The organism is Methylibium rhizosphaerae (genome assembly GCF_006386545.1).
Classification (GTDB): Bacteria; Pseudomonadota; Gammaproteobacteria; order Burkholderiales; family Burkholderiaceae_C; genus Pseudorivibacter; species Pseudorivibacter rhizosphaerae.
Genome location: NZ_SWAR01000046.1, coordinates 14,870 through 40,576, shown reverse-complemented (window position 1 = coordinate 40,576; position 25,707 = coordinate 14,870). Strand labels below are relative to the sequence as shown.

At 68.1% G+C, this 25,707-nt stretch carries 21 protein-coding genes; 9 read left to right on the top strand and 12 right to left on the bottom strand.

Going from position 1 to position 25,707, the window contains the following annotated elements:
* Positions 1–3,954: response regulator (locus E8D38_RS23870; RefSeq protein ID WP_140636383.1), on the top strand; the 3,954-nt coding region annotated here is incomplete at its 5' end.
* On the top strand, positions 3,951–6,152 hold the full coding sequence (locus tag E8D38_RS23865; RefSeq protein ID WP_181179392.1) for a response regulator: 2,202 nt from the start codon (positions 3,951–3,953) through the stop codon (positions 6,150–6,152). The genes E8D38_RS23870 and E8D38_RS23865, both read left to right, overlap by 4 nt.
* A gap of 14 nt (positions 6,153–6,166) precedes the next feature.
* Here the strand turns inward: E8D38_RS23865 and E8D38_RS23860 are convergent, their stop codons facing one another.
* Complete coding sequence (locus tag E8D38_RS23860; RefSeq protein WP_181179390.1) at positions 6,167–7,801, bottom strand: cation:proton antiporter; 1,635 nt, start codon at positions 7,799–7,801, stop codon at positions 6,167–6,169.
* Between the two features lie 294 nt (positions 7,802–8,095).
* Positions 8,096–8,788, bottom strand: a complete 693-nt coding sequence (locus E8D38_RS23855; RefSeq protein WP_140636377.1) for a glutathione S-transferase N-terminal domain-containing protein — start codon at positions 8,786–8,788, stop codon at positions 8,096–8,098.
* A 65-nt stretch (positions 8,789–8,853) separates the two neighbouring features.
* On the opposite strand from E8D38_RS23855, the gene E8D38_RS23850 reads away from it, so the two are divergent.
* Positions 8,854–9,612: a hypothetical protein gene (locus tag E8D38_RS23850; RefSeq protein ID WP_140636375.1), complete on the top strand. Its 759-nt coding sequence runs from the start codon at positions 8,854–8,856 to the stop codon at positions 9,610–9,612.
* An 11-nt stretch (positions 9,613–9,623) separates the two neighbouring features.
* On the opposite strand, the gene E8D38_RS23845 is transcribed toward E8D38_RS23850, so the two are convergent.
* Genes E8D38_RS23845 through E8D38_RS23835 form a run of 3 tightly spaced genes read right to left on the bottom strand, consistent with a single transcriptional unit; the run spans position 9,624 to position 12,697 of the window.
* Positions 9,624–10,841 carry an acyl-CoA dehydrogenase family protein gene (locus E8D38_RS23845; RefSeq protein WP_140636373.1) on the bottom strand — a complete coding sequence of 406 codons (1,218 nt, stop codon included), beginning with the start codon at positions 10,839–10,841 and terminating at the stop codon, positions 9,624–9,626.
* Positions 10,842–10,855: 14 nt separating this feature from the next.
* The gene (locus E8D38_RS23840; RefSeq protein WP_140636371.1) at positions 10,856–11,935 is read right to left on the bottom strand and encodes a phosphotransferase; all 1,080 of its coding nucleotides are present in this window, start codon (positions 11,933–11,935) and stop codon (positions 10,856–10,858) included.
* A 57-nt stretch (positions 11,936–11,992) separates the two neighbouring features.
* The gene (locus E8D38_RS23835; RefSeq protein WP_140636369.1) at positions 11,993–12,697 is read right to left on the bottom strand and encodes a Crp/Fnr family transcriptional regulator; all 705 of its coding nucleotides are present in this window, start codon (positions 12,695–12,697) and stop codon (positions 11,993–11,995) included.
* A gap of 67 nt (positions 12,698–12,764) precedes the next feature.
* Here E8D38_RS23835 and E8D38_RS23830 point away from each other — a divergent pair, with 67 nt between their 5' ends.
* Positions 12,765–13,541, top strand: coding sequence for a class II aldolase/adducin family protein (locus E8D38_RS23830; protein ID WP_140636367.1), 777 nt, complete (start codon positions 12,765–12,767; stop codon positions 13,539–13,541).
* Between the two features lie 55 nt (positions 13,542–13,596).
* Here the strand turns inward: E8D38_RS23830 and E8D38_RS23825 are convergent, their stop codons facing one another.
* Together E8D38_RS23825 and E8D38_RS23820 are read right to left on the bottom strand one after the other, a co-directional pair.
* The gene (locus E8D38_RS23825; protein ID WP_140636365.1) at positions 13,597–14,298 is read right to left on the bottom strand and encodes a histidine phosphatase family protein; all 702 of its coding nucleotides are present in this window, start codon (positions 14,296–14,298) and stop codon (positions 13,597–13,599) included.
* A 12-nt stretch (positions 14,299–14,310) separates the two neighbouring features.
* A complete protein-coding gene (locus E8D38_RS23820) occupies positions 14,311–15,090 on the bottom strand; it encodes an oxepin-CoA hydrolase, alternative type (RefSeq protein ID WP_140636363.1) in 780 nt (259 codons plus the stop codon).
* Between the two features lie 124 nt (positions 15,091–15,214).
* Between E8D38_RS23820 and E8D38_RS23815 the strand changes: the two genes are divergently transcribed.
* On the top strand, positions 15,215–17,161 hold the full coding sequence (locus E8D38_RS23815) for a type IV pilus assembly protein FimV (protein ID WP_140636361.1): 1,947 nt from the start codon (positions 15,215–15,217) through the stop codon (positions 17,159–17,161).
* A gap of 22 nt (positions 17,162–17,183) precedes the next feature.
* Here E8D38_RS23815 and E8D38_RS23810 read toward each other — a convergent pair whose 3' ends face one another.
* Genes E8D38_RS23810 through lptF form a run of 5 tightly spaced genes read right to left on the bottom strand, consistent with a single transcriptional unit; the run spans position 17,184 to position 21,902 of the window.
* Positions 17,184–18,341, bottom strand: a complete 1,158-nt coding sequence (locus tag E8D38_RS23810) for a pyridoxal phosphate-dependent aminotransferase (protein ID WP_140636358.1) — start codon at positions 18,339–18,341, stop codon at positions 17,184–17,186.
* 1 nt (position 18,342) lies between these two features.
* A complete protein-coding gene (locus E8D38_RS23805; RefSeq protein WP_140636356.1) occupies positions 18,343–19,296 on the bottom strand; it encodes a CysB family HTH-type transcriptional regulator in 954 nt (317 codons plus the stop codon).
* Positions 19,293–19,685, bottom strand: a complete 393-nt coding sequence (locus tag E8D38_RS23800; protein ID WP_140636354.1) for a sirohydrochlorin chelatase — start codon at positions 19,683–19,685, stop codon at positions 19,293–19,295. Before E8D38_RS23800 ends, E8D38_RS23805 begins: the two co-directional genes overlap by 4 nt.
* Positions 19,685–20,794, bottom strand: a complete 1,110-nt coding sequence (gene lptG, locus E8D38_RS23795) for an LPS export ABC transporter permease LptG (protein ID WP_140636352.1) — start codon at positions 20,792–20,794, stop codon at positions 19,685–19,687. The genes E8D38_RS23800 and lptG overlap by 1 nt, the downstream gene beginning before the upstream one ends.
* 13 nt (positions 20,795–20,807) lie before the next feature.
* A complete protein-coding gene (gene lptF / locus E8D38_RS23790; protein ID WP_140636350.1) occupies positions 20,808–21,902 on the bottom strand; it encodes an LPS export ABC transporter permease LptF in 1,095 nt (364 codons plus the stop codon).
* Positions 21,903–21,929: 27 nt separating this feature from the next.
* On the opposite strand from lptF, the gene E8D38_RS23785 reads away from it, so the two are divergent.
* From E8D38_RS23785 to E8D38_RS23770, 4 genes are all read left to right on the top strand, one after another.
* On the top strand, positions 21,930–23,402 hold the full coding sequence (locus E8D38_RS23785) for a leucyl aminopeptidase (protein ID WP_140636348.1): 1,473 nt from the start codon (positions 21,930–21,932) through the stop codon (positions 23,400–23,402).
* Positions 23,403–23,436: 34 nt separating this feature from the next.
* Complete coding sequence (locus E8D38_RS23780; RefSeq protein WP_140636346.1) at positions 23,437–23,880, top strand: DNA polymerase III subunit chi; 444 nt, start codon at positions 23,437–23,439, stop codon at positions 23,878–23,880.
* Positions 23,877–24,287: a hypothetical protein gene (locus E8D38_RS23775; protein WP_140636344.1), complete on the top strand. Its 411-nt coding sequence runs from the start codon at positions 23,877–23,879 to the stop codon at positions 24,285–24,287. The genes E8D38_RS23780 and E8D38_RS23775 overlap by 4 nt, the downstream gene beginning before the upstream one ends.
* Before the next feature lie 234 nt (positions 24,288–24,521).
* Complete coding sequence (locus tag E8D38_RS23770) at positions 24,522–25,655, top strand: branched-chain amino acid ABC transporter substrate-binding protein (RefSeq protein WP_140636342.1); 1,134 nt, start codon at positions 24,522–24,524, stop codon at positions 25,653–25,655.
* Positions 25,656–25,707: the final 52 nt, after the last annotated feature.

Sequence of the window (25,707 nt, the reverse complement as noted above, 5' to 3'; positions counted from 1 at the left end):
GTGAACACCATGGTGGACCAGCTGCGCAGCTTCGCCGCCGAAGTGACGCGGGTGGCCCGCGAGGTGGGCACCGAGGGCAAGCTGGGCGGCCAGGCCGACGTGCAGGGCGTGGCCGGCACCTGGAAGGACCTGACCGAGTCGGTGAACTTCATGGCCGGCAACCTGACCTCCCAGGTGCGCAACATCGCCGAGGTGACCAAGGCGGTGGCGGCAGGCGACCTGTCCAAGAAGATCACGGTGGACGTGAAAGGCGAGATCTCGGAGCTGAAGAACACCATCAACACCATGGTGGACCAGCTGCGCAGCTTCGCGGCCGAGGTGACCCGTGTGGCGCGCGAAGTGGGCACCGAGGGCAAGCTCGGCGGCCAGGCCGACGTGCAGGGCGTGGCCGGCACCTGGAAGGACCTGACCGACAGCGTGAACTCGATGGCCTCCAACCTCACCGTGCAGCTGCGCGACGTGTCGAAGGTGGCCACCGCCATCGCCGGCGGCGACCTCACGCAGAAGATCACGGTGGACGTGCGCGGTGAGATCCTGCAGATCAAGGACGTGATCAACACCATGGTGGACCAGCTGTCGTCGTTCGCGGCCGAGGTGACCCGGGTGGCGCGCGAGGTGGGCACCGAAGGGCGCCTGGGCGGCCAGGCGCAGGTCAAGGGCGTGTCGGGCACCTGGAAGGACCTGACCGACAACGTGAACTTCATGGCCGGCAACCTGACCTCGCAGGTGCGCGGCATCGCCAAGGTGGTCACCGCGGTGGCCAACGGCGACCTGAAGCAGAAGCTCACGGTGGAGGCCAAGGGCGAGATCGCCGCGCTGGCCGAGACCATCAACAGCATGACCGACACGCTGGCCACCTTTGCCGACCAGGTGACCACGGTGGCGCGCGAGGTGGGCGTTGAAGGCAAGCTTGGCGGCCAGGCCAAGGTGCCGGGTGCTTCGGGCACCTGGAAGGGCCTCACCGAAAACGTGAACGAGCTGGCCGCCAACCTGACGACCCAGGTGCGCGCCATCGCCGAGGTGGCCACCGCGGTGACGCAGGGCGACCTGGCGCGTTCGATCACGGTGGAGTCGCAGGGCGAGGTGGCCGCGCTCAAGGACACCATCAACGAGATGATCCGCAACCTGAAGGACACCACCCAGAAGAACACCGAGCAGGACTGGCTGAAGACCAACCTCGCGAAGTTCTCGCGCATGCTGCAGGGCCAGAAGGACCTGGTCACCGTGGGCCAGCTCATCCTGTCGGAGCTGGCGCCGGTGGTGGGGGCCCAGCAGGCCGAGTTCTACGTGATGAGCTACACGGCCGACGACACGCCGGCGCTGAAGCTGTTCGCCAGCTACGCCTCGGGCGGCAAGCACACCCACGGCAAGGAAGTGCGCCTGGGCGAGGGCCTTGTCGGACAGTGCGCGCTTGACGCCGAAAAGATCCTGCTCACCAACGTGCCGAGCCAGGCCTTCCGCATCGCTTCGGGCCTGTCGGAGACGGCGGCCATGGACGTGCTGGTGCTGCCCATCGTGTTCGAGGACCAGGTGCGGGGCGTGGTCGAGCTCGCCTCGCTCGAGCGGTTCAACCCGGTGCACCAGGCCTTCCTCGACCAGCTCACCGAATCGATCGGCATCGTCATCAACACGATCGAGGCCAACAGCCGCACCGAAGACCTGCTGAAGCAGTCGCAGTCCCTGGCGGAGGAGCTGCAGAGCCGCCAGCAGGAGCTTCAGCAGACCAACCAGGAGCTGCAGGAAAAGGCCCGCCTGCTGGCGCACCAGAACCAGGAAGTGGAGCGCAAGAACGCGGAGGTCGAGCAGGCTCGCCAGGCGCTCGAAGAAAAGGCCGAGCAGCTCGCGCTGACGTCGAAGTACAAGTCGGAGTTCCTGGCCAACATGTCGCACGAGCTGCGCACGCCGCTGAACTCGCTGCTCATCCTTTCGGACCAGCTCTGCAAGAACCCGGAGGGCAACCTGAGTCCGAAGCAGGTGGAGTTCTCCAAGACCATCCACAGCTCGGGCAACGACCTGCTGATGCTCATCAACGACATCCTCGACCTGTCGAAGATCGAGTCGGGCACGGTGATCGTGGACATCAGCGAGCTGCGGCTCGACGACCTGCACCGCTCGGTGGAACGCAGCTTCCGCTACTTCGCCGAGTCCAAGCAGATCGACTTCCTGATCAATCTCGAGCAGCCGCTGCCCAAGACGATGTTCACCGACGTGAAGCGCCTGCAGCAGATCATCAAGAACCTGCTGTCCAACGCCTTCAAGTTCACCCACCAGGGCACGGTGGTGTTCTCGCTGTCCACCGCCGCGAGCGGCTGGTCGCCGGACAACGAGGAACTCAACCGGTCCGGGCAGGTGATCGCCTTCTCGGTGTCGGACACCGGCATCGGCATCTCGCCGGACAAGCAGCAGATCATCTTCGAGGCCTTCCAGCAGGCCGACGGCTCCACCTCGCGCAAGTACGGCGGCACGGGCCTGGGCCTGGCCATCAGCCGCGAGCTCTCGCGCCTCCTGGGCGGCGAGATCAAGCTGGTGAGCGCCCCGGGCAAAGGCAGCACCTTCACGCTGTACCTGCCGCAAAGCTACAACCCGGCACGTTCGCCGCGGCACCCGCGCGCCGCCGGCGGTGCGCAGGTGGAACAGCGGCCGCGCGCGCTCCAGCACGAAACCTATCGGGTGGCGCAGCCGGTGCAGTTGCACGAGCCGGTGGCCGGCGACGGCGCCGACGATGCGCTGCACGAAGGCCGGCTGTCGCTCAACGTGGCGGGCGACGACCGGGAGCACATCTCCGCCGAGGACCGGGTGCTGCTGATCGTCGAGAACGACCTGGGCTTCGCGAAGGTGTTGCTCGAGGCGGCGCGCCAGAACGGCTTCAAGGGCCTGGTGAGCACCACCGGGGCCGGGGCCCTCACGATGGCGCGCGAGTTCCATCCGTCGGTCATCACGCTCGACATCTTTCTGCCGGACATGCAGGGCTGGCGCATCCTCGATCGGCTGAAGACCAACGTCGAGACGCGCCACATCCCGATCTGCATCGTGTCGACCGACGACGCCCGCGAGCGCGCGTTGCAGGCCGGGGCGATCGGCTTCCTGGCCAAGCCGCTGCAGTCCAAGGACGTGGTGGACGAGGCCCTGGCGCTGCTGCACGGCTTCGCCGAGCGCACCCAGCGCCGCCTGCTGCTGGTGATGCCGCCTTCGCAGGTCCGCGACGACTTCATCGAGTCGCTCGAGAACGACGTGGACATCGTGCTGGCCGCCACGCCGGAAGCCGCGCGCGAGGCATTGCGGACGGTGGACTGCCTCGTGATCGATGCGGCCAGCGGCTGGCTCGCCCCTGAAGACGTGCAGGAGGCCATGGACCTGCGCCCGGGGGCGCTGGCCTTGCCGGTGGTGCTGTTCACCGGGCCGGGCGGGGTGCCTGCGGAGGGGGCCTGGACGACACGCCCCTACGGCTTCGCGCAGCTGGAGGCGGACTCCGCGCAGGCACTGCTGGCGCACACCGCGTTCTGCCTGCATCGCAGCCCCGCGTCGATGTCCGACCGCGAGCGCGCAGCCATCGAGGAGGTGCATGGAGCGCGCCATGCGTTGTCGGGCAAGAAGGCGCTGATCGTCGATGACGACATGCGCAACATCTTCGCGCTGGCCACCGTGCTGGCCGACGAAGGCATGGTGATCGTGTCGGCCGGCAACGGCCGCGAGGCCATCCGCATCGTCGAAAGCGATGCCGACGTCGACATCGTGCTGATGGACATCATGATGCCGGAGATGGACGGCATCGAAACCATGAAGGAGATCCGGCGGCTGCCGCAGGGCCGCGAGCTGCCGATGGTGGCCGTGACGGCCAAGGCCATGAAGGGCGACCGGCAGAAGTGCATCGAGGCGGGCGCCTGGGACTACATCTCCAAGCCGGTGGATCCGGCCCACCTGCTCACCGTGCTGCGGGGCTGGCTGTGTCCGTGATCGACCCCCAGGGCCGCTTCGCCGGCACCGACGCCGACGATGACCGCACCGGCATCCTGGTGGTCGACGACCTGCCGGAGAAGCTGCTGGTCTTCCGCACCGTGCTCGAGGAGCTCGGCCAGGACCTCGTGCTGGTGCGCTCGGGCAGCGAAGCGCTGCGCGAGGTGCTGCACCGCGACTTCGCGGTGATCCTGCTCGACGTCAACATGCCCGACATCGACGGCTTCGAAACCGCCAGCCTCATCCGCAAGTACAAGCGTTCTGCGCACACGCCGATCATCTTCATCACCGCCTACACCGACGAGATGCAGACCGCCCTCGGCTATTCGCTGGGCGCGGTGGACTACATCCTGTCGCCGGTGGTGCCGGAGGTGCTGCGCAGCAAGGTGCGCGTGTTCGTCGAGCTGCACAAGATGCAGCGCCGCGTGCGCAGGCAGTCCGAGGAGCGGCTGGCGCTCGTGGCGGCCGAGGCGGCCAGGCGAGCGGCCGAGGAGAACACCCGGCGCTCCAGCTTCCTGGCGCGCGCCAGCAGGGCGCTGGGCGATTCGCTCGATGCCGAGGTCAGCACCCGAACGCTGCTGCAGCTGGTGGTGCCGTCGCTGGGCTGCATGGCCCTGCTGATGACGATGGGCGACACGCACGAGGGAACCCGCACGACCTGCTGCGTGTGCACCGCCGCGGGTGAAAGCCGCATCGCCGCGAGCGATCTGGGCCTGCTGCCGCCCGCCGTGCAGGACGCGGTGGGCCGCGCCCTCGGTTCGAAGATGCGCGTCGACCTCGATGCCTCGGTGCTGTCGGCGCTCGTGTCGCTGGATACGGACGCCGGGGCACCGGTGCCGCCGCCGAGCCTGGGGGCGGTGCTGCCGCTCACCATCGGCAACCGCCTGCTGGGTGCGCTGCTGGTGGCAACCGACATCGCGCCGCAGGAATGGAGCGCGCTCGACGACCTGGCTGACCGCGCGGCGGTGGCCTTCGAGAACGTGCGCCTGTATCGCAGCCTCGAAGCGGAGATCGTCGAGCGCCGGCAGGCCGAGAACAAGCTGCAGCAGTCCAACCGCCGCAAGGACGAGTTCCTCGCCATGCTGTCTCACGAGCTGCGCAATCCGCTCGCGCCGATTCGGAACGCGGTGGAAGTGATCCGCCGCATCGCACCGGCGGACCCGCGGCTCACCCGGGCCAACGACGTGATGGACCGGCAGGTGAACCACATGACGCGGCTGGTCGAGGAGCTGCTGGACGTGGCGCGCATCAGCCAGGGCAAGATCGCGCTGCATCTCGAGCCGGTGGACCTGCTGGGTGTCATCGCGCACAGCATCGAGACGGTGCGTCCGATGATCGACGCACGCGGCCACACCCTCGCATTGGCGCTGCCCGACCAGGCGGTGTGGATGCGCGGCGACTTCGCGCGGCTGTCGCAGATCGTCGCCAACCTGCTCAACAACGCCGCCAAGTACACCGAGGACGGCGGCCTCATCCAGCTGTCGCTGACCGTCGAGGACGACGGCATGGCGGTGATCGGCGTGCGCGACAACGGCATCGGCATCGACGACGAGCTGCTGCCACACGTGTTCGATCTCTTCGAGCAGGGCAAGCGCACGCTCGATCGTGCCCAGGGCGGCCTGGGTGTGGGGCTGACGCTGGTGCAGCGCCTGGTCGAGATGCACAACGGCCGCGTGGCTGCCGACAGTGCAGGGCCCGGCAAGGGCGCCGAGTTCCGCGTGTACCTGCCATGCCTGGTGGAAGTGGGCGCCGCGCCGCTCATGCTCGAGCAGGGCGACGCACCGGCCGCCACCGGCTGCCGCGTGCTGGTGGTCGACGACAACCACGACGCCGCGGAATCCATCGCGATGTTCCTCGGCATGCTGGGCCACGAGGTCAAGACGGTGTGCGACGGCCTGCAGGCCCTGGCCAGCGCGCCGGTCTATGCGCCCAGGGTGGTGGTGCTCGACATCGGCCTGCCGGGCCTCGACGGCTACGAGGTGGCCCGGCGCCTGCGCAAGCTGCCGCAGACGCAAGGGGCCATGCTGGTGGCGGTCACCGGCTACGGCAGCAAGGCGGACCAGACCCGAGCCTTCGAGGCGGGCTTCGACCTGCACCTCGTGAAGCCCGCCGATCCCTGCGCGCTGTCGGATGCCATCTCGGCCTGGCTGGCCGGGCACCTGCCGGATACGGCGGCTGCGCTGGCTCGCGGTCGCTGAATATCGGCTGCCGACTACAGGCTGGCGCGCACCGAGCGCGCCAGCTGTTCGCTCATCTCGTCGAGCGCGTCACACACGAAGTGCGCGCCGAACTCCTGCAGCCAGGCCCGTTCGGCGTCATTGGCTGCGGCACTGATGATGGCCACTCGCGGGTTCAGCTGCCGCGCGGCGCGGCACACCTGCATCTTGTCGGCCAGGGACAGGTCGGCCACCAGCAGCGTGCGTGCCTCGGCCACGCCGGCGGCGCGCAGCAGCTCGGGGTCGGTGGGGTCGCCCACCACACGCTCGAACGGCAGGCCGGCCTGGGCCTCGCCGTCGTCGGTGTCGACCACTCGCAGCACGACGCCCATGTCGGCGCAGCGGCGCGCCAAGCGCCGGCCCAGCGAACGAAACCCGACCATCACGACGGGCACCGCGGCCGGCGGGGCGGTTGCGGCCTGGTGCGCGCGCTCGGCGGCGCTGGCGGCTTCTTCTGCGCGTGCCCTCCTGGTCAGGAGCCTGGCGGCGAAGCGGAACAGCACCGGGTTGATCGCGATGGACACGATGGCCACCACGACGAGGGTGTCCATCGCCTGGCGCGGCAGGATGCCCAGCGCCACACCCAGGCTGCCCAGGATGAACGAGAACTCACCGATCTGCGCGAGCCCCACCGCCACAGTGGCCGAGGTGCGCACCGTGCCGCGCAGCGCGGCGACGATCAGCCAGGCCGCCAGCGGCTTGACCACCATCACGATGGCCAGCGCGGCCAGCACGAGGCCGGGGCGCTCGAGCACGAAGGCGGGATTGAACAGCATGCCCACCGACACGAAGAACAGTGCCGAGAACACGTCGCGGAAGGGGCCCATGTCGGCGGCGGCCTGCGGCCCGAAGCGCGACTGTCCGAGCACCAGCCCGGCGAAGAAGGCGCCCAGCGCGACCGACACGTGGAAGACCTCGGCCGCGATGGCCGCGACGCCGAGCGCCACCACGAACACGGTGAGCGTGAAGAGTTCGTGCGAGCCGGCGCGGACCATGCGCTCCATCAGCCATGACAGCACGCGCGTGCCCAGCATCCACACGAGCAGGGCGAAAGTGCCGGCCAGCGCCAGCGCCTTGAGCAGGGCCGGCAGCAGGTTGCCGGCATCGGTGCCGCCCGAGGCCATGGCCGGCAGCACCACGAGCGCGGCCACGGTGAACAGGTCTTCGACGATGAGCCAGCCCACCGCGACGTGACCGTCGCGTTCGCTCAGCCGGTCCTGCTCGACCAGCATTTTCATCAGCACCACGGTGCTCGCGACGGCCAGCGCCATGCCGAACACCGCGCCGGCCGAATGCGACCAGCCGAAGGCCCGCGCCAGCGCCCAGCCTGCCAGGCCGGCCAGCGCGCTCTGGCCGATGGCGCCCGGCACCGCAAGGCGCCACACCCGCAACAGCTCCTGCGGATGGAAGTGCAGCCCCACGCCGAACATCAGCAGGATCACGCCGATCTCGGCCATCTGCGAGGCCAGCCGCGTGTCTGCCACGAAGCCGGGCGTGAAGGGGCCGACCACGATGCCTGCGAGCATGTAGCCCACGATGGTGGACAGCCCGATGCGCTGGGTCAGCCAGCCGAGCAGCAGCGCGGCGAGCAGCGCGCCGACGAGTGTGGTGATGACGGTGAGGTCGTGCACGCCTTGAACCAAAGGTTGGACGTCGGAATGCCCGCGTGGCGCGGGCGGCGTTCAACTCAAGGCAACGCCGGGCAATGTGGCAGCCCGATGCACCAGAGCCGGGTGCTGGATGATAAAAGCGACGGTGAAGTTCCCGAAGGCGTCATGTTCGCGGCAGACGCAGCCTCGCAGGCACACCACGGACAAGTGTGAGGGTCACCTGTCGGGCCGCAGCGCCGGGCCGCTCCCAAGCAAGGCCCGGCCCCTTGCGGAGGGGTGGCCGGCGTACTCGCCGGCCGGGGTGCTGACATCAGTTCAATGCCGCCTGTACTGCTCGGCGCCGAACAGCATCTCGCGCGCCTTGTCGTCGGTGATGGGCTTGCGTTGGGCGGCCAGCACCTCCACGCCCCTCTGCACGGCGGGCCGGGCGGCGATCTCGTCGAACCAGCCCTTGAGCACCGGGTAGTCGGCCCAGTCGATGCCCTGGTTCTTCCAGGATCGCAGCCACGGAAAGATCGCGATGTCGGCGATCGAGTATTCGGCGCCGCCCATGTACCTGGACTTCGACAGGCGCTTGTCCATCACGGCGTACAACCGCTTGGCTTCGTTGGTGTAGCGGTTGATGGCGTAGTCGATCTTCTCGGGCGCGTAGTTGCGGAAGTGATGCGTCTGGCCGAGCATCGGGCCCACACCGCCCATCTGGAACATCAGCCACTGCAGCACTTCGTATCGGGCCGTCACGCTTTCGGGCAGGAACCTGCCCGTCTTGCCCGCGAGGTAGAGCAGGATGGCGCCCGACTCGAACAGCGAGATGGGCTTGCCTTCGGGGCCGTCGGGGTCCACGATGGCCGGGATCTTGTTGTTGGGGCTGATGGCGAGGAAGCCGGGCTTGAACTGGTCGCCCGCACCGATGTCCACCGGGATCACGCGGTAAGGCAGGCCGCACTCCTCCAGCATGATGTGAACCTTGTGCCCATTGGGCGTGGCCCAGGAATACACTTCGATCATTGCTCGCTCTCTTGTTGTCGGTGGATGTTCGCAATAGCGCGGACTCTAGCCGACGAACCACAAAAATGCTCGACTCCTTCAAGCGCTGGATCGGCGGTACCCCGGGCGGCCCGGACGGCCGTCCTCTGGCCACGTGGGCCAAGCAGCACGGGCTCGAATTCAAGAAGGTGCGCGACGAACAGGGTTTTGTCGTCGAGGGTCGCAAGGACAACTACGTGTGGCGGCTCGAATGGGGCGACCCGCAGCGCAGCTACATCGGCGGCCGCGAACTGCGCCTGCGCGCGGAGCTCGCGCTGCCCCATGGCCTGCAGATGCTGCTCATTTCGCGCAGCCTGGCCGAGCGCCTGGAAGCAGATGCCTTCGATCGCTTCACGCAGGACATGCAGACGCAGATCGACAACTCCATGCCGGAAGAGATGCGCTGGCTGGCGATGTTCCCGAAGGTGAACCTGTCGACGTATCGAGGCTTGCGCGGGCGCTTCGTCGCGGTGGCCAGCGCCGCTCCGCCGGTGGCGACCTGGGTCGAAGGCGAACTGGCGGCAAGGCTCGAGGAAGCCACCACCCGCAGCCTGGCGGGCGACCCGCCCTTCGTGCTCATGACCTTGCGCGGGCGGGTGTACCTGAGGCTGGAAGCACCCAGCCTCGACGTCGCGCTGCTCGAGGAAGTGCAGGCCCTGTACGACTGCGCGGTGCGCCGCGCCATGGCAGCGGCCGAGAACTACAACGAAGGCGGCGGCGCGTGGCCCAGCACCACCTCCACCGCCTGGCACAGCCAGCTGCAGCCCGAGTTCCCGAGCGGCGACAACAAGCAGCGCCGCCAGTAGCCCGGCACTGACTAGCGGGCGTGCTTGCCGAGTTCGAGCTTGGCAATCGCGTTGCGATGCACCTCGTCGGGGCCGTCGGCAAAGCGCAGGGTACGCGCGGCGGTGTAGAAGTAGGCGAGCGGGAAGTCGTCGCACATGCCGGCGCCGCCATGCACCTGGATCGCCCAGTCGATCACCTGGCAGGCCATGCTGGGTGCCACCACCTTGATCATCGCGATCTCGGCCTTGGCGGTCTTGTTGCCTGCCACATCCATCATCCAGGCCGCCTTCAGCGTGAGCAGGCGGGCCTGCTCGATCATGCAGCGTGCCTCGGCGATGCGCTCCTGCGTTACCGTCTGCGCGGCCACCGGCTTGCCGAAGGCCACCCGTGACGAGGCGCGCTTGCACATCAGCTCGAGCGCACGCTCGGCCAGGCCGATCAGGCGCATGCAGTGGTGGATGCGGCCCGGGCCGAGCCGGCCCTGCGCGATCTCGAAGCCGCGGCCTTCGCCGAGCAGCATGTTCGAGGCCGGCACGCGCACGTTCTCGAACAGCACTTCCATGTGGCCGTGCGGCGCGTCGTCATAGCCGAACACGGTGAGCGGGCGCAGCACCTTGACCCCCGGCGTATCGGCGGGGACCAGGATCATCGACTGCTGGCTGTGCCTGGGCGCGTCCGGATCGGTCTTGCCCATGAAGATGTAGATCCTGCAGCGCGGGTCGCCGGCGCCGGAGGTCCACCACTTGCGGCCGTTGACGAGGTATTCGTCGCCCTGGCGCTCGATGCGCGACTCGATGTTGGTGGCGTCCGACGAGGCCACCGCCGGTTCAGTCATCGCGAATGCGCTGCGGATCTCGCCTTGCAGCAGCGGCGCGAGCCAGCGCTTCTTCTGTTCTTCGGTGCCGTAGCGCACCAGCACTTCCATGTTGCCGGTGTCGGGCGCGGAGCAGTTGAACACCTCGCTGGCCCAGGGCACCGCCCCCATGATCTCGGCCAGCGGTGCGTACTCCTGGTTGGTGAGGCCTGCACCGAGCTCGCTTTCCGGCAGGAACAGGTTCCACAGGCCGGCGGCGCGTGCCTTGGGCTTGAGCTCCTCGATCACCGGCAGCGGCGTCCAGCGGCGCCCGGCCTGGGTGTTGGCTTCGATCTCGGCGAAGTAGCGCGCCTCGTTCGGATAGACATGCGCTTCCATGAAGGCCCGCACCCTGGCCTGCAGGTCCTTGGTGCGCGGTGAGTAGTCGAAGTCCATGGAGCTTCCTCTCGTCAGCGAATCTGTTGGGCGATCGACCAGCCGAGTTCGGCCAGCGGCTTGGCGCCGGCGGCTGCCTGCTTCGCTTCTGCGCTCGATGCGGTGCCGTCGACCACGCGCTTTGCGATGCCCTGCAGGATGCCGGCGATACGGAACAGGTTGTAGGCGAGGTAGAAGTTCCAGTCAGTCACCAGCGCGTCACCGCTGCCGCGCCCGGTGCGCTCGCAATAGCGTTGCATGTATTCGCGCTCGCTCGGGATGCCGAGCGAGGCGATGTCCAGGCCGCCGATGCCGCGGAACGCGCCATGGGGGATGTGCCACGACATGCAGTGGTAGCTGAAGTCCGCCAGCGGGTGGCCGAGCGTGGAGAGTTCCCAGTCGAGCACCGCCAGCACGCGAGGCTCGGTGGGGTGGAAGATGAGGTTGTCGAGCCGGTAGTCACCATGCACGATGGACACCTGGCTTTCGTCGCGCGCGCTGGCCGGAATGTGCGCAGGCAGCCATTCGATGAGCCGGTCCATCGCCGGGTTGGGCTCGGTGATCGAGGCCTGGTACTGCTTGGTCCAACGGCCGATCTGGCGCTCGAAATAGTTGCCGGGCTTGCCGAAGTCGGCCAGTCCGCGCGCCTTGAAGTCGACCCGATGCAGCGCGGCGATCACGCGGTTCATCTCGTCGTAGATGGCGGCGCGCTCGGTGTTGTTCATGTCGGGCAGTGCCTGGTTCCACAGCACGCGGCCTTCGACGAACTCCATCACGTAGAAGGCGCGGCCCATCACCGACTCGTCTTCGCACAGCAGGTGCATTTGCGCCACCGGCACCTCGGTGCCGGCGAGCGCACGCATCACGTTGAACTCGCGGTCGATCGCGTGGGCCGAGGGCAGCAGCTTCGCCGCGGGCGCGGGCTTGGCCCGCATGACGTAGGAGCGCCGCGGCGTTACCAGCTTGAAGGTCGGGTTCGACTGGCCGCCCTTGAACTGCTCGACCGACAGCGGCCCCTCGAAGCCGGGCAGGTTGGCGCGCAGGTAGGCTTCGAGCGCGCCGGTGTCGAAGGCTTGTTGTGCGGAGACGGGCTTGGTTCCGGTGTAGGCGTCCATGGGCTTTCTTCTGGAGAAAAGAGAAGCCGCCTGCAACCGGGTGTCGTCAGGCGGCGGTCAACCTTCAGCGATGGCCAGCAGCTTGTCGCGCGACAGCACGACCAGGCGTGTGGGTTCCACACGCACGGCGCCTTCGCGTTCGAAGCCTTTGAGCTCCTGGTTCACGCGCTGGCGGGAGGCGCCGAGCAACTGCGCCAGGTCTTCCTGCGCGAGCTGCAGGCCGATGCGGATCTCGTCGCCCTGCGCGATGCCGTAGCTGCGTGCGAGCTGCAGGATCTGCTTGGCCAGCCGCGCCGACAGCGGCAGCGTGTTGAGGTCTTCGATCAGGTGGTACACGAGGCGCAGGCGCCGGCAGTTGAGCCGCAGTAAGGCGTCGTACAGCTCCACATGCTGCGCAAGCAGCTCCTTGAAGTCGGGCTTGCGCACCACCAGCACCGTGGTTTCGCCATGCGCGTTGGCGTCGTGCGTGCGCGGCATGCCGTCGATGAGGGCCGTGTCGCCGAACCAGATGCCGGGCTCCACATAGGTGAGCGCGATCTGCTTGCCCGACAGCGACACCGAGCTGATGCGCACCGCGCCCTTGGCGACCCCGACCCATTCGTCCGCAGGCTCGCCGCGAGAAGACATCAACGCGCCGTCCGGCAGGCGCCTCACCAATGCTCGCGCCAGGATGGCATTGCGCAATGCAGGTGAGAGCTTTGAAAACCACGAGCCTGTTTCGATGTTTTGTCGCTCTTGGATTGTAAGAACCGGGGTATTCATGTCTTGTCTCTGAAGTGACAGCATGCTGCAGTGCGAGATCGCTATTGTCCATAGGAGGAGACCCACGATGGACACCACGCAAGCCCTGAAGATCCCGAGCCTGAAGAACGAGGTGAGCCCCGAGGAATGGCGCGCTCGTGTGGACCTCGCTGCGGCCTATCGGCTGGTGGCGGAGTTCAAGTGGGACGACCTCGTCTTCACCCACATCACCGCGCGCCTGCCAGGGTCCGAGGACCAGTTCCTCATCAACCCCTACGGCATGTTCTTCGACGAGATCACCGCGTCGAGCCTGGTGAAGATCGACGTGCACGGCAACAAGCTCGACGAGTCGCCGTTCCCGGTGAACCCGGCCGGCTTCGTCATCCACAGCGCCATCCATTCGGCGCGGCACGACGCGCATTGCGTGCTGCACACGCACACCCTCAACGGCGTGGCGGTGTCGGCGCAGAAGCATGGCGTGCTGCCGATCTCACAGCATTCGATCTTCGTGCTGGCAAGCCTTGCCTATCACGACTACGAAGGCGTGGCGCTGCGCGACGACGAGAAGCCGCGCCTGGTGCGGGACCTGGGCGACAAGAACTACCTGATGCTGCGCAACCATGGCCTGCTGACGCTCGGCCCCACGGTGGCCGATGCCTTCATGGCGATGTACTTCTTTGAGACGACCTGCAACATGCAGGTGCGGGCGATGGCCGGAGGTTCGGAGCTCACGCAAGTGGAGCCGCAGGTCATCGCCACCGCGATGCAGCAGGCGGCACAGGCCACCAAGGGGCAGGGCGCGCAGCTGGTGTGGCCGGGCCTGCTGCGCCGGCTCGACCGCAAGGATCCGAGCTACAGAACCTAGTCCACTGCGTCAGTGAACTAGGCGCGCCTGGGCAGCAGGGGGCGATGCGTGAGCCCTACACCGGCAGCGAGATGCGCTGGTACTGCGCCAGCAGCTTTTCCATCGTGGTGTAGCGCTCGCGCTCGTGCAGCCACTGGGTGGGCGCCAGGTTGACCGCGCGCACGATGGCCTCGCTGTCGCCGACCTCCAGCACGTTGATGCAGGCAGGCGCCTGCTCCATGCGGCCGAAGAACGCTCGCTCGCCGGCCAGCGAGCGCGACAGCAGAGCGCGGTTCACGCCGCCGTGCAGCACCATCAGCAGGCAGCTCCAGCTCGCATCGGCCAGCCAGCGCTCGAAGGAGGGCAGCACGCGGTCGAGCAGCTCGCCCACCGACTCGCCGCCGAGAAAGCGTTGCGCCTCGATGCCGGGGCCGGTGCGGAACGCGCCGAGAAAGGCATCGCGGATGTTCTCGCGCGGGATGTCGGCCAGGCGGCCGCTTCGGATCTCCCGCAGGGCCGGGTCGACGTCGAGTGCCGGTGCTGCGCCGGCTTGCGCAGCGAGCACGCGGGTGGCGGTTTCCACCGTGCGCGGCAGACCGCTCACCACGGCGCGATCGAACTGCACGCCGCATTCGGCGAACAGCGCGCCGGCCGCGTCGGCCTGGCGCCGGCCTTCGCCGTTGAGCCGCACGTCGTCGGGCGGCACCGGGGTGCCGTCTTCGAGGAAGTAGTCAACCGACCCATGGCGCATCAGGTAGATGCGGCGACGTGAGTTCATTCAGCATCCTTCTCAACCGAACCGCGGCGCGCGCTTGTCGAAGAAGGCCTGCAAGCCTTCGCCGCCATTGGCGTCGAACAGGTTCTGCACGAAGTGCTCCTGCTCGGCGCCGAGCTGCGCACCCAGCGTGTGTTGCGGCCAGTTGTTCACGAGCTCCTTGCCGCTGGCCAGCGCACCGGCGGCGAAACCCGCCAAGGTGTCGGCCATGCGCAGAGCTTCGTCGAGCGCACGGCCCTTGTCTGTCACGCGATTGACAAGGCCCAGCTGCTGCAGCTGTTGGGCCGAAGCCGGCTCGGCCAGCCAGATGAGCTGCAGCGCCAGTGCGCGCGGCAGGGCCTGCATCAGGTGCCAGGTGGCGCCGCCGTCGGGCGACAGGCCGACCTTGTTGTAGGCCATGATGAACTTCGCATCCTGTGCGGCCACCACCAGGTCACAGGCCAGGGCGAGCGAGAAGCCGGCGCCCGCGGCCACGCCTTCGACCGCGGCAATCACCGGTTTCGGGAACGCGCGAATCGCCTCGACGAGCTGGTTCAGCTTGGCCAGCTGCGCGCGCTGGGCCTCGCGCCCGAGTTCGCGATTGGCGGCCAGGCGCTGCAGGTTGCCACCGGCGCAGAAATGGTCTGCGTCGCCGGTGATGACCACGCAGCGCAACTCCGGATTCGATTCGGCAACGCCCAGCGCTTCCACGCCGGCGTCGCAGACCTGGGGTGACAGCGTGTTGCGTGTCGCCGGGTCGCTGATGGTGAGCACCAGGGTCTGGTTTCGGCGTTCGGTTCGGAGTTCGGCGGGCATGGTTTTGGCCAGTGGGGAAACAGCAGTGAAAAAGGATTGTGTCATGTGGCCTTCTGCTCGTTTTTGCGCCTAAACCACGTGTAACCCCATGCTAGAGTGCCCCGGGGGTGACGATAACGAAAGCATGAACCGATCACTCACGAGACTGGCGATCGCGGTGACGCTGCTCTGCGTCGCTCACGCATCGTGGTCCATCGGCCTGGGCCGCGCGACGAGCGCAGCCGTGCTGGGCCAGCCGCTCTCCATCAAGCTGCCGGTGCGGCTCGACGCCGGCGAGGCCTTGGCGCCCGAGTGCGTCAGTGCGGGCGTGCTGTTCGGCGACAACCGTCTCCCGTCGCCGGCCGTCGAGGTCTCGGTGGATCCCCAAGGCATTCGCATCACCACCAACAGCGTGGTCGACGAACCCGTGGTGACCGCGCACGTGACCGTGGGTTGCACGGCTCGCATCTCGCGCGAGTTCACCCTCTTCGCCGACCCGCCGGTCGTGAACCTGGCACAGGCGCCACAGGCCCATGCGGCAACGGCATCGCCCCCTGCGGACCGACCGCCCGAACGGCGCGCCCCCGCGGCTGCCATGGCACAAGCGGCGCCTTCCCGGGCCGGCACGCCGGCGCCTGCGGCTACCCAGCCCCGCGCCCCGCGGACGCCGTCGTCGGCTGCAACGCGTGCGCCCAGGCGGGCAGAACGGGCGGCTGCGCACGCGCCCGCGCCGCGACTGCAGCTCGACCCGGTCGATGCCGACGTGCTGGCCAACCCGGAACTGCGGCTGGACGACACGCTGCCGCCGCCGGCCGAGGGCAGCAGCGAGCAGCGTGCCGCCGTGGCTGCGCTGTGGCGTGCGCTCAACGCGACGCCCGAAGAGATGGCGCGCGACCGCGAAAAGCTGCAGAAGCTAGAAGAGCAGTTCGCGACGGTGCGCAGGGACAGCGATGCCACTCGCAACACGCTGGCCGCGCTGGAGGCGCGCCTGCAACGTGCCGAAGAGGAGCGCCATGCCAACCCGCTGGTCTTCGGCCTTGCAGCCCTGTGCGCCTTGCTGTTCCTGCTGCTGGTTTCGGCCTGGTGGAAGCGCCGGCGCGAACTGCAGGCCGCCTGGTGGAACCGGGAGGCGCAGGGCGTCGCCGAAGCCATGGCGCCGCATGAGCCTGCGCGCCACGAAGCCACGAACTCGTCGCGCCTTTCCGACCCGGTGGTGACCGATCCCACGCCGTTCACGACCACGGCCTCCGTGACGTCGCTGCCGACCGCGCCGATGCCGGCGGCGCAACCGGTCTCGGAGCTGGAGCTGCCGCCACATTCGCCGGCGGCCGTCGACACACCGCGGCGCGAGGTCTCGGTCGAGGAACTGATCGACCTGGAGCAGCAGGCCGAGTTCTTCATCGTGCTGGGCCAGGAAGATGCGGCGATCGACCTGCTGATGAGCCACGTGCGCAACACCGCAGGCACCAGCCCGCTGCCCTACCTGAAGCTGCTGGAGATCTACCAGCACCGCGGCGACCGCGCCGAATACGACCGCATCCGCGACCGCTTCAACAGCCGCTTCAACGCCTACGCGCCGTCGTGGGACGAAGACCTGATGCATGGCCGCACGCTGGCCGACTATCCGGAAGTGATCCGGCGCCTTCAGAGCCTGTGGGCCACGCCGGCGCATGCACTCGACGTGCTCCAGGCTTCGTTGCTGCGGCAGGACGAAAGCGCGGGCACCTTCGACCTGCCGGCCTACCGGGAGCTGCTGTTCCTGTATTCGATCGCGCGCGACCTGTCGGACACCGGGCGTGCCACGGGCGACGTGGTGGACCTGCTGCTGCCGATGGGCGACGAGCCCGACCAGCTCGGCGCCTTCACGCTCACGACGATGGGGCCGCTGGTGGCCAGCTCCCCGGCGGGGCCCGCCGGGCAGGCGCCTGCCGCCGAGCTGCCGTCGCTCGACCTCGATCTCGACGTGGAGCACGCGCCGGTGATCGAGCATGTGCCGCAGCCCGAACATCGGGCAGAACTGCAGCGTTACTCCGGGCTGATCGAATTCGAGCGGCTCGACATCACGCAGCCGCTGCCCCGTCGCGACGCCTGAGGCGCCTGAGACGCCGACGCGCCTACAGCCGCGCGAGCCGGTCCAGCGCCGTTTGCAGGGTCTCGTCGCGCTTGGCGAAGCAGAAGCGCACGATGCGCTGCTCGAAGCCCTGTTCGTAGAACACCGACAGCGGAATGGCTGCGACGCCGACCTCGGTGGTGAGCCGGCGGCAGAAGTCCACTTCGGTCTGGTCGCTCACCGCGCTGTAATCCACGCACTGGAAGTAGCTGCCGGTGCTGGGCAGCAGCTTCAGCTTCGTGCCCGCAAGGCCTTCGCGGAACAGGTCGCGCTTGCGCTGGTAGAAGGCGGCCAGTTCGAGATAGGGCTTCGGGTCGGCCATGTAGGCGGCAAGCGCATGCTGCACCGGCGTGTTGACGGTGAACACGTTGAACTGGTGCACCTTGCGGAACTCGGCCATCAGTGCGGCCGGCGCGGCCACGTAGCCCACCTTCCAGCCGGTCACGTGGTAGGTCTTGCCGAAGCTGGAGATGAGGATGCTGCGCGCGGCCAGCTCGGGGTGGCGAGCCACGCTTTCGTGCGGCGCGCCGTCGTAGACCATGTGCTCGTACACCTCGTCGGCGATCACCAGCGCGTCGGTGGGACGCAGCAGTTCGGCCAGGCGCTGCATGTCGGCCGCCGTCCAGATGGTGGCGCTCGGGTTGTGCGGCGTGTTGACGAGGATGGCACGCGTGCGCGGCGACAGCGCGGCGGCAATGCGGTCGAAGTCGGGGCGGAAGGTGCCGGGCGTGAGCGGGACGAATACCGTCCTGCCGCCGGCCAGCGTGATGCTGGGCTCGTAGCTGTCGTAGCAGGGCTCCAGCACGATGACCTCGTCGCCCGGGTGCACCGTGGCCAGGATGGACGTGATGATGGCCTGGGTGGCGCCCGCGGTGATGGTGATTTCGCTTGCCGCGTCGTAGCGGTGACCGTACAGCGTGGCGATCTTGTCGGCAACGGCTTCGCGCAACGCCGGCACGCCGGTCATCGGCGGGTACTGGTTGAGGCCGCTGCGCATGGCGCGCGTCACCTCGTCCACCAGCTTCGGGTCGCAGTCGAAGTCGGGGAAGCCCTGGCCGAGGTTGACGGCGCCGTGCTCCTGGGCGAGCGCCGACATGACGGTGAAGATCGTGGTGCCCACATGGGGCAGGCGGCTCTCGACGGCGGGCGTTCGGTGGTTCATCTCAGAGGTCGTAGGTTTCGGCGTCGCCGCTCATGGCCCGCGTGATGAGCGCGCGGCTCAGGCGGTCGGACACCAGCTCGGCGAAGGTGTAGACGAAGTTGCGCAGGTAGGTGCCGCGCTTGAAGGCGACCCGCGCGACGTTCTGCCCGAACAGGTGGCTGGCCGGCCGCCACACGAGCTCGCCGCCGGGCGCGAGGTACGGGTCTTCGCGCACCGCCATCTCGGCCACGATGCCGATGCCCAGGCCGAGGCGCACATAGGTCTTGATCACGTCGGAGTCGATCGCCTCCAGCACCACGTTGGGCTTGAGCCGCTTGGTCTCGAAGGCCTGGTCGATGCGCGTGCGGCCGGTGAACGACGGGTGGTAGGAGATAAGCGGCTCGGCCGCCAGCTGCTCCAGGGTGAGCCGCTCCACCTGCGCGAGGTGGTGTTGCGCGGGTAGCACCACCACGTGCTGCCATTCGTAGCAGGGCAGCGTCACCAGGTCGTCGAAGCCGGAAAGCGATTCGGTGGCCAGGCCGATCTCGGCGGTTTCCTCGAGCACCATGCGCGCCACCTGCTCCGGTGTGCCCTGGTGCAGGCTCACCGCCACCTTCGGGTAGCGCTTGCGCAGGGCCGCCACCGGCGCTGGCAGCACGTAGCGCGCCTGCGTGTGCGTGGTGGCGATGGAGAGCGTGCCGGCGTCCTGCTTCGAGAACTCCTCGCCGATGCGCTTCAGGTTGCCGACCTCGCGCATGATGATCTCGATGGCCTTGAGCACCTGCTGGCCCGGCTCCGTGATGCGCTTCAGGCGCTTGCCGTGGCGCGCGAAGATGTCCACGCCCAGCTCCTCCTCGAGCTCGAGGATGGCTTTCGAAATGCCTGGCTGCGAGGTGAAAAGCGCCTTGGCCGTTTCGGTGAGGTTGAGGTTGCGCCGGGCAGCCTCCTGGACGAAGCGGAACTGGTGCAGGTTCATGGGGTTGGTGCTGAAACGCCGAGGGACAGTGCGGCCTGCGCCATAGCCTCGATGACGCCCGGCTGCGCGCCGATCGCCGGCGCAAGCCGCCAGTGCACGCCGGGGTGGCTGCGGCGCAGCTGCTCCAGCAGTTCGGGGACGTCCTTGCGCACGTGACCGCCGGCGCCCAGGAAGAGCGGCACCACGGTCACCGTCTTGCAGCCGCGCTCGGCCAGTTGCCGGCCCGCCGTGGCCAGGTCCGGCGTCATGAACTCGAGGAAGGCCAGCGCGACCGGTTCACCGGCCGAGAGCTCGCCCAGTCGCGCCGCGGTGGCCTCGAACGGTGCGGCCCAGCCCGGGTCGCGTGCACCGTGCGCAAACAGGAGCGTGCCGTGTCCGTGCGCGGCCATCACCGGTACCTCACCAGCCAGCTGAACGCGGCCAGCGACAGCAGCAGGTACACCACGCTGGGCATCGCTGCAGCCACCCACGGCGTCCAGTTCTGCAGCAGGCCCAGGTGGCTGGAGATGTTGTTGAGCAGCACGAAGCTGATGCCCAGCATGATGCCGCCGAAGACCTTGAAGCTCACGCCGCCGCCGCGCGCATGCAGGTAGGCGAAGGGCAGGGCGAGGCCCACCATCACCAGGCAGGCCAGCGGATAGAGCGCCTTCTTCCAGAACTGGATCTCGTAGCGCTGCGCCTCCTGCTCGTGGCTGGACAGGTGCGTCATGTAGGTGAACAGCGACGCGGTGGACATGGTCTTGAGCGGCAGCACTGCGGCCGACACCACCGCGCTGGTGAGTGTGGTGGGCCACTCCATTTCCTCGAGCCGTTCCTCGCGAACCGGCTGCAAAGCCGTACCGCTGGCGTCCCAGTGGGTGACCTGCAGCTTCTGCAGCGTCCAGGCGCCCCGGCCGCCGACACGTCCGCTCTCGGCCGCCATGCGGGTGACGAGGCGGCCGTCGGGGTTGAACTCGAAGATGCGGATGCCGTGAAAGCTGCCGTCGGCGGTGGCGCGCGCCACGTTGACCGAGAAGGTGTGCTCGCCGTCGGGCATCTGGCGGCTGTCCTTGAGCCACGCGCCGGTGCGCCCCAGCGCCAGGCCGCCCTTGAAGCGCGCATGCAGCAGCGTGGCCTCGCGTTCCGACAGCGGCGCCACGAAGTCGCCCACCACGAAGGTCAGCACCCCGAAGATCGCGCCCAGCACCGCGAGCAGGCTGAGCGCGCGGCCCGGGCCGAGCCCGCCGGTGCGCAGGATGGTGAACTCCGACGACTGCGCCAGCCGCGCCATGGCATAGATCGAGCCGATCAGCACGGTGATGGGGAACAGCTCGTAGAAGTGTCCCGGCATCTCGAGCAGGCAGTACAGGGCGGCGTGCCAGGCGCCGTAGCCGCGCTTGCCTACGTCTTCGAGCTCATCGACGAAGTCGATGAAGAAGAACAGCGCGAGGAAGGCCACGGTCACGAAGGTGACCGCACCCAGGATGTCGGCATAAAGCAGTCGGCGGACGGTGCGCATGTTTGGCGGGGGTTCAACGGGCCGGGCGCAGTCGGCGCAAGCCGCCGGCGGCTGACCCGCGGTCGCGCCACCACAGCAGCGTGAGCGCGCCCAGCAGCGTGCCGCCGTGGATGAGCAGCAGGCAGGCGCCCAGCCCCAGCTTGCCGGACGACACCCAGGCCTGCGACAGGCTCAACAGGTTGTAGTAGACGACGAAGGCCAGCAGCGCATACATGAGGTTCCAGCTGCCGCCGCGCCGCGGGTTGCTGGCGGCCAGCCCCACACCCAGCAGCAGCAGGTTGATGCCGCCGAAGGCCAGTCCCAGGCGCCAGGCCAGCTCACCCAGGTGGCGGTTCGAAGGGCGCAGCATCAGCTCGAAGGTCGGCTGCGCCCGCGGCGGCAGGTAGTCGGAACCGGTGGCTACGCGCTCACCCGCCAGCACGCGGTAGCGGTCGAACTGGGCCAGCTGCTTTTCCTGGGTCTTGAGGTCGGTGTCGGTGCGCTGGCCGCGTTCGAGGATCAGGTAGCGATCGCCGTCGGTCATCTCGATCTGGCCGCTGCGTGCCGTGGTCACCGACTCACGGTCGTTTTCGTTCTGCAGGATGAACACGTTGCGGCCGGCCACCGAGTCGCCTTCGCCGCGCTCGACGAAGAACACCCGGCGCCCGTCGCTCGACGTCTGGAACTGGCCCGGCGCCACCCGCGACAGGTCGGAGCGCTTCTCGTAGCGGTCCTTCAGCTCGGCGACCTGCCGGTTGCCCCAGGGCCATACCACCAGCGCCAGCACCGCGATGGCCGCCAGCACCGGCCAGCCCAGGCGCACCACCGGCTTGACGAAGCGACCGAGCCCCAGTCCGCTGGCGAACCAGATCACCATTTCGCTGTCGCGGTACATGCGGGTGAGGGTGGAGACGATCGCGATGAAGAGCGACAGGCTCAGCATGGTGGGCAGGTGGCCCAGCGCGGTGTAGCCCAGCAGCAGGGCCACGTCCTGGGGGGCCACCGAGCCGCCGGCGGCAAGGCCGAGCGTGCGGATCAGCATCATCGTCAGCACGATGGTGAGGATCACGACCAGGGTGGCACCGAAGCTGCGCGCCAGCTCTCGGCGCAAGGAGGAATCGAATAACATCGACGGATTCAATATTCGCTCGTCATTATGGACTTTCGTTCTCTCATTGCAGCGCGCGGCGCACTCTCCGGCGTGATCGCCGACGCCCTGGTCGTGGTGGTGGCCGGCGAGCTGAAGCAGCAGACGCTCGACAAACCGCTGGCCGATGCCCTGCAGGACGCCGTGAACCAGGGCGACCTGCAATGGAAGCCCGGCCGCGTGCTCTACCTCCACCGGCTCCCAGGCGTGAAGGCGCCTCGCGTGATCGTCGCGGTGGCCGCCGACGGCACGGCCAAGGCCATCCGTACGGCAGTGCAAGCCGCGCTCGGCCAGGCCAAGGGCACCGGAGCCAAGCATGTGGCCGTGGCCTATGCCGGCACCGGGGAACTCGGCGCCGAGCATGCCGAAGTCGCAGTGACTTCGGCGGCCGATGCGGTCTACACCTACCGCCACACCAAGCCCAGCGCGCAGCCGGCACCGGCCCTGCAGAAGCTGAGCGTCGTGTGCACCAAGACCGAATCCAAGGCGGTGCAGGCGGGCCTCGCCCGCGGCGAAGCCATTGCCGAAGGCGTGCGTCTGGCACGCGAATGCGCCAACCGTCCGGCCAACCATGCCACGCCCACCTTCCTGGCCGACCAGGCCAGGCAGCTGGGCAAGCAGTTCGGCTTCAAGGTCGAGGTGCTCGATCGCAAGGCGGTCGAGAAGCTCGGCATGGGATCCTTCCTGGCGGTGGCCCAGGGCTCCGACGAGCCGCTGCGCTTCATCGTCGTGCGCTACGAGGGCGCGGCCAAGAGCCAGGCGCCGGTGGTGCTGGTGGGCAAGGGCATCACCTTCGACACCGGCGGCATCTCGATCAAGCCTTCGGCCGAAATGGACGAGATGAAGTTCGACATGGGCGGCGCCGCCAGCGTGCTGGGGACGCTGCGCGCCATCGGCGAGCTCAAGCCCAAGGTCAACCTGGTGGGCATCATCCCGGCCTGCGAGAACATGCCCAGCGGTCGGGCCGTCAAGCCCGGCGACGTGGTCACCAGCATGTCGGGCCAGACCATCGAGATCCTCAACACGGACGCCGAAGGCCGGCTGATCCTGTGCGACGCGCTCACCTATGCCGAGCGCTTCAAGCCGGCAGTCGTGGTCGACATCGCCACGCTCACCGGCGCCTGCGTCATCGCACTGGGTCACCACAACTCGGGCTTGTTCACCGCCGACGACGCGCTGGCGGCCGAACTGCTGGCGGCCAGCCGCAAGGCGCTCGACCCGGCCTGGCGCATGCCGCTGGACGACGAATACGAAGAAGGCCTCAAGAGCAACTTCGCCGACATGGGCAACGTGGGCAGCCGCGCGGGCGGGGCCATCACCGCGGCCATGTTCCTCAAGAAGTTCACCGGCAAGTACCGCTGGGCGCACCTCGACATCGCCGGCACCGCCTGGAAGTCGGGCGCTGCCAAGGGCGCGACCGGCCGGCCGGTGCCGCTGCTGACGCACTTCGTGCTGTCGCAGGCACGCCAGCCGGCTGCCTGATCGACGACTCACGTTTCACCGAGCGGGCACACCGATGACCGAGGTGGCCTTCCACTTCAACGTGCCGGACAAGCTCGTCTACACCTGCCGTCTGCTGCGCAAGGCCTGTCGGGCCCGCGCGCGGGTGGTGGTGACCGGCGACGCCGCGCTGCTGCAGGAACTCGACCGCGTGCTGTGGACCTTCGAGCCGCTGGAGTTCGTGCCGCACGTGCGCGCGGCCGACGCCGCCCGTGTGGCCGAGCGCCAGCGCGACACGCCGGTGCTGTTGCTCGACTCCCTGCGCGAGCCGCCGCACCAGGAGGTGCTGGTCAACCTCGGGCCGTCGCTGGCCAATGGGTTCGAAAGCTTCAGGCGCCTGATCGAAGTGGTGTCCGCCGACACCGAAGACCGCCACGCAGCGCGGGCGCGCTGGAAGCACTACGAGGATCGCGGCTACAGCATCTCGCGGCACGATGCGGCGGCAGGAGCCGGTGCATGACCCACGCTCGCACGCCACAGCCGCCTCGCCAGGTTCCCACGCTCACCGAAGTGGTGGACGTCGGCAAGTCCAAGCCCGCCGCCGGCGCGGTTGCCCCTGCGGCTGCGGCAACGCCTCCTCCTCCGGTGGCGCCCACGCCTGCGGTGCCGGCGCCGCCTGTGCTGTCGCCTGCAGGCGTCACGTCGTCGTCGCTCAATGAAGCCGCCCTCGTGCAGCGCGTGCTCTTCGACGTGCAGCGCCAGGTCGATCTGATGCTCGAGCACCGCCTGCGCGAAACCCTCGAGCCTGCGCTCGCGCGCCTCACCGAAAGCCTCGTCCGCGAAGTGCACAACGACCTCGCATCGACCCTGCGCGACGTGGTGGCCAAGGCCGTTGCACAGGAGATCGCGCGGCTGCGTGCACGCTGAATGCAGCGCTGCACGCGAGTGGTCTGGCTCTTGCTAACAACAGGGCCCGAGCGAGCGGATCGCTCGATGTCAGGGCGCTGCTAACGACGCCGGCACACGCCGCGTTGACCCGTTGAATGCGCATTTCGCTCCGAGGATTCCCGAGGGGAAATGTGTTTCATTTGGGGTATGGTTGCGCCCGTTGAGACATAACCTGTCCTTTCGATTCTCAACGTTCCCAACAGGAGGCTATTCATGCAAGTCAAACTGAATGCGGTCGTCGGCGCCATCGCCATGACGATCGCCGGCCTGGCATCCGCCCAGGACGTTCAGGTGGTGAAGATCGGCCACGTCGGCCCGGTCTCGGGTCCTCAAGCCCACTACGGCAAGGACAACGAAAACGGCGCTCGCATGGCCGTCGAAGAGCTCAACACCCAGAACATCACCATCGGCGGCAAGAAGGTCAAGTTCGAGCTGGTTGCCGAAGACGATGCTGCTGACCCGAAGCAGGGCACCGCCGCCGCACAGAAGCTGTGCGACGCCAAGGTCGCCGGTGTGGTGGGTCACCTGAACTCGGGCACCACCATCCCCGCCTCCAAGGTCTACAACGACTGCGGCATCCCGCACGTGACGCCGTCGGCCACCAACCCGAAGCTCACGCAAGCCGGCTACAAGACCACCTTCCGCCTGCTGGCCAATGACAACGCCCTCGGCGCTGGCCTGGCCCTGCATGCCGCCAACAACCTGAAGCTGAAGAAGGTCGCCGTGATCGACGACCGCACGGCCTATGGTCAAGGCGTGGCCGAGGTGTTCAAGAAGACCGCCCAGTCCAAGGGCATCCAGATCGTCGACGAGCAGTACACCACCGACAAGGCCACCGACTTCATGGCCATCCTGACGGCCATCAAGTCGAAGCAGCCGGACGGCGTGTTCTTCGGCGGCATGGACCCGCAGGGCGGCCCGATGCTGCGCCAGATGGAGCAGCTGGGCATGACCAACGTCAAGTTCTTCGGCGGCGACGGCATCTGCACGGCCAAGCTGGCCGAGCTGTCGGCCGGTGCCAAGACGCTGGGCAACGTGATCTGTGCCGAAGGCGGCTCGTCGCTCGACAAGATGGCCAAGGGCAAGGAGTGGAAGGCCAAGTACGACGCCAAGTACCCCGGCCAGTTCCAGGTCTACTCGCCCTACACCTACGACGCCACCTTCGTGCTGGTCGACGCGATGAAGCGTGCCGGCTCGTGGGATCCGAAGGTCTATGGCCCGAAGCTGTTCGAAACCAACTACACCGGCGTGACCGCCAAGGTGGCGTTCGAGAAGGACGGCGAGCTGAAGAACCCGGCCATGACGCTGTACGTCTACAAGGACGGCAAGAAGGTCCCGCTCAACTGAGCGACCGGCTTTTCTGCCAGCTGAAAGGAAAGGCGCCCTCGGGCGCCTTTCT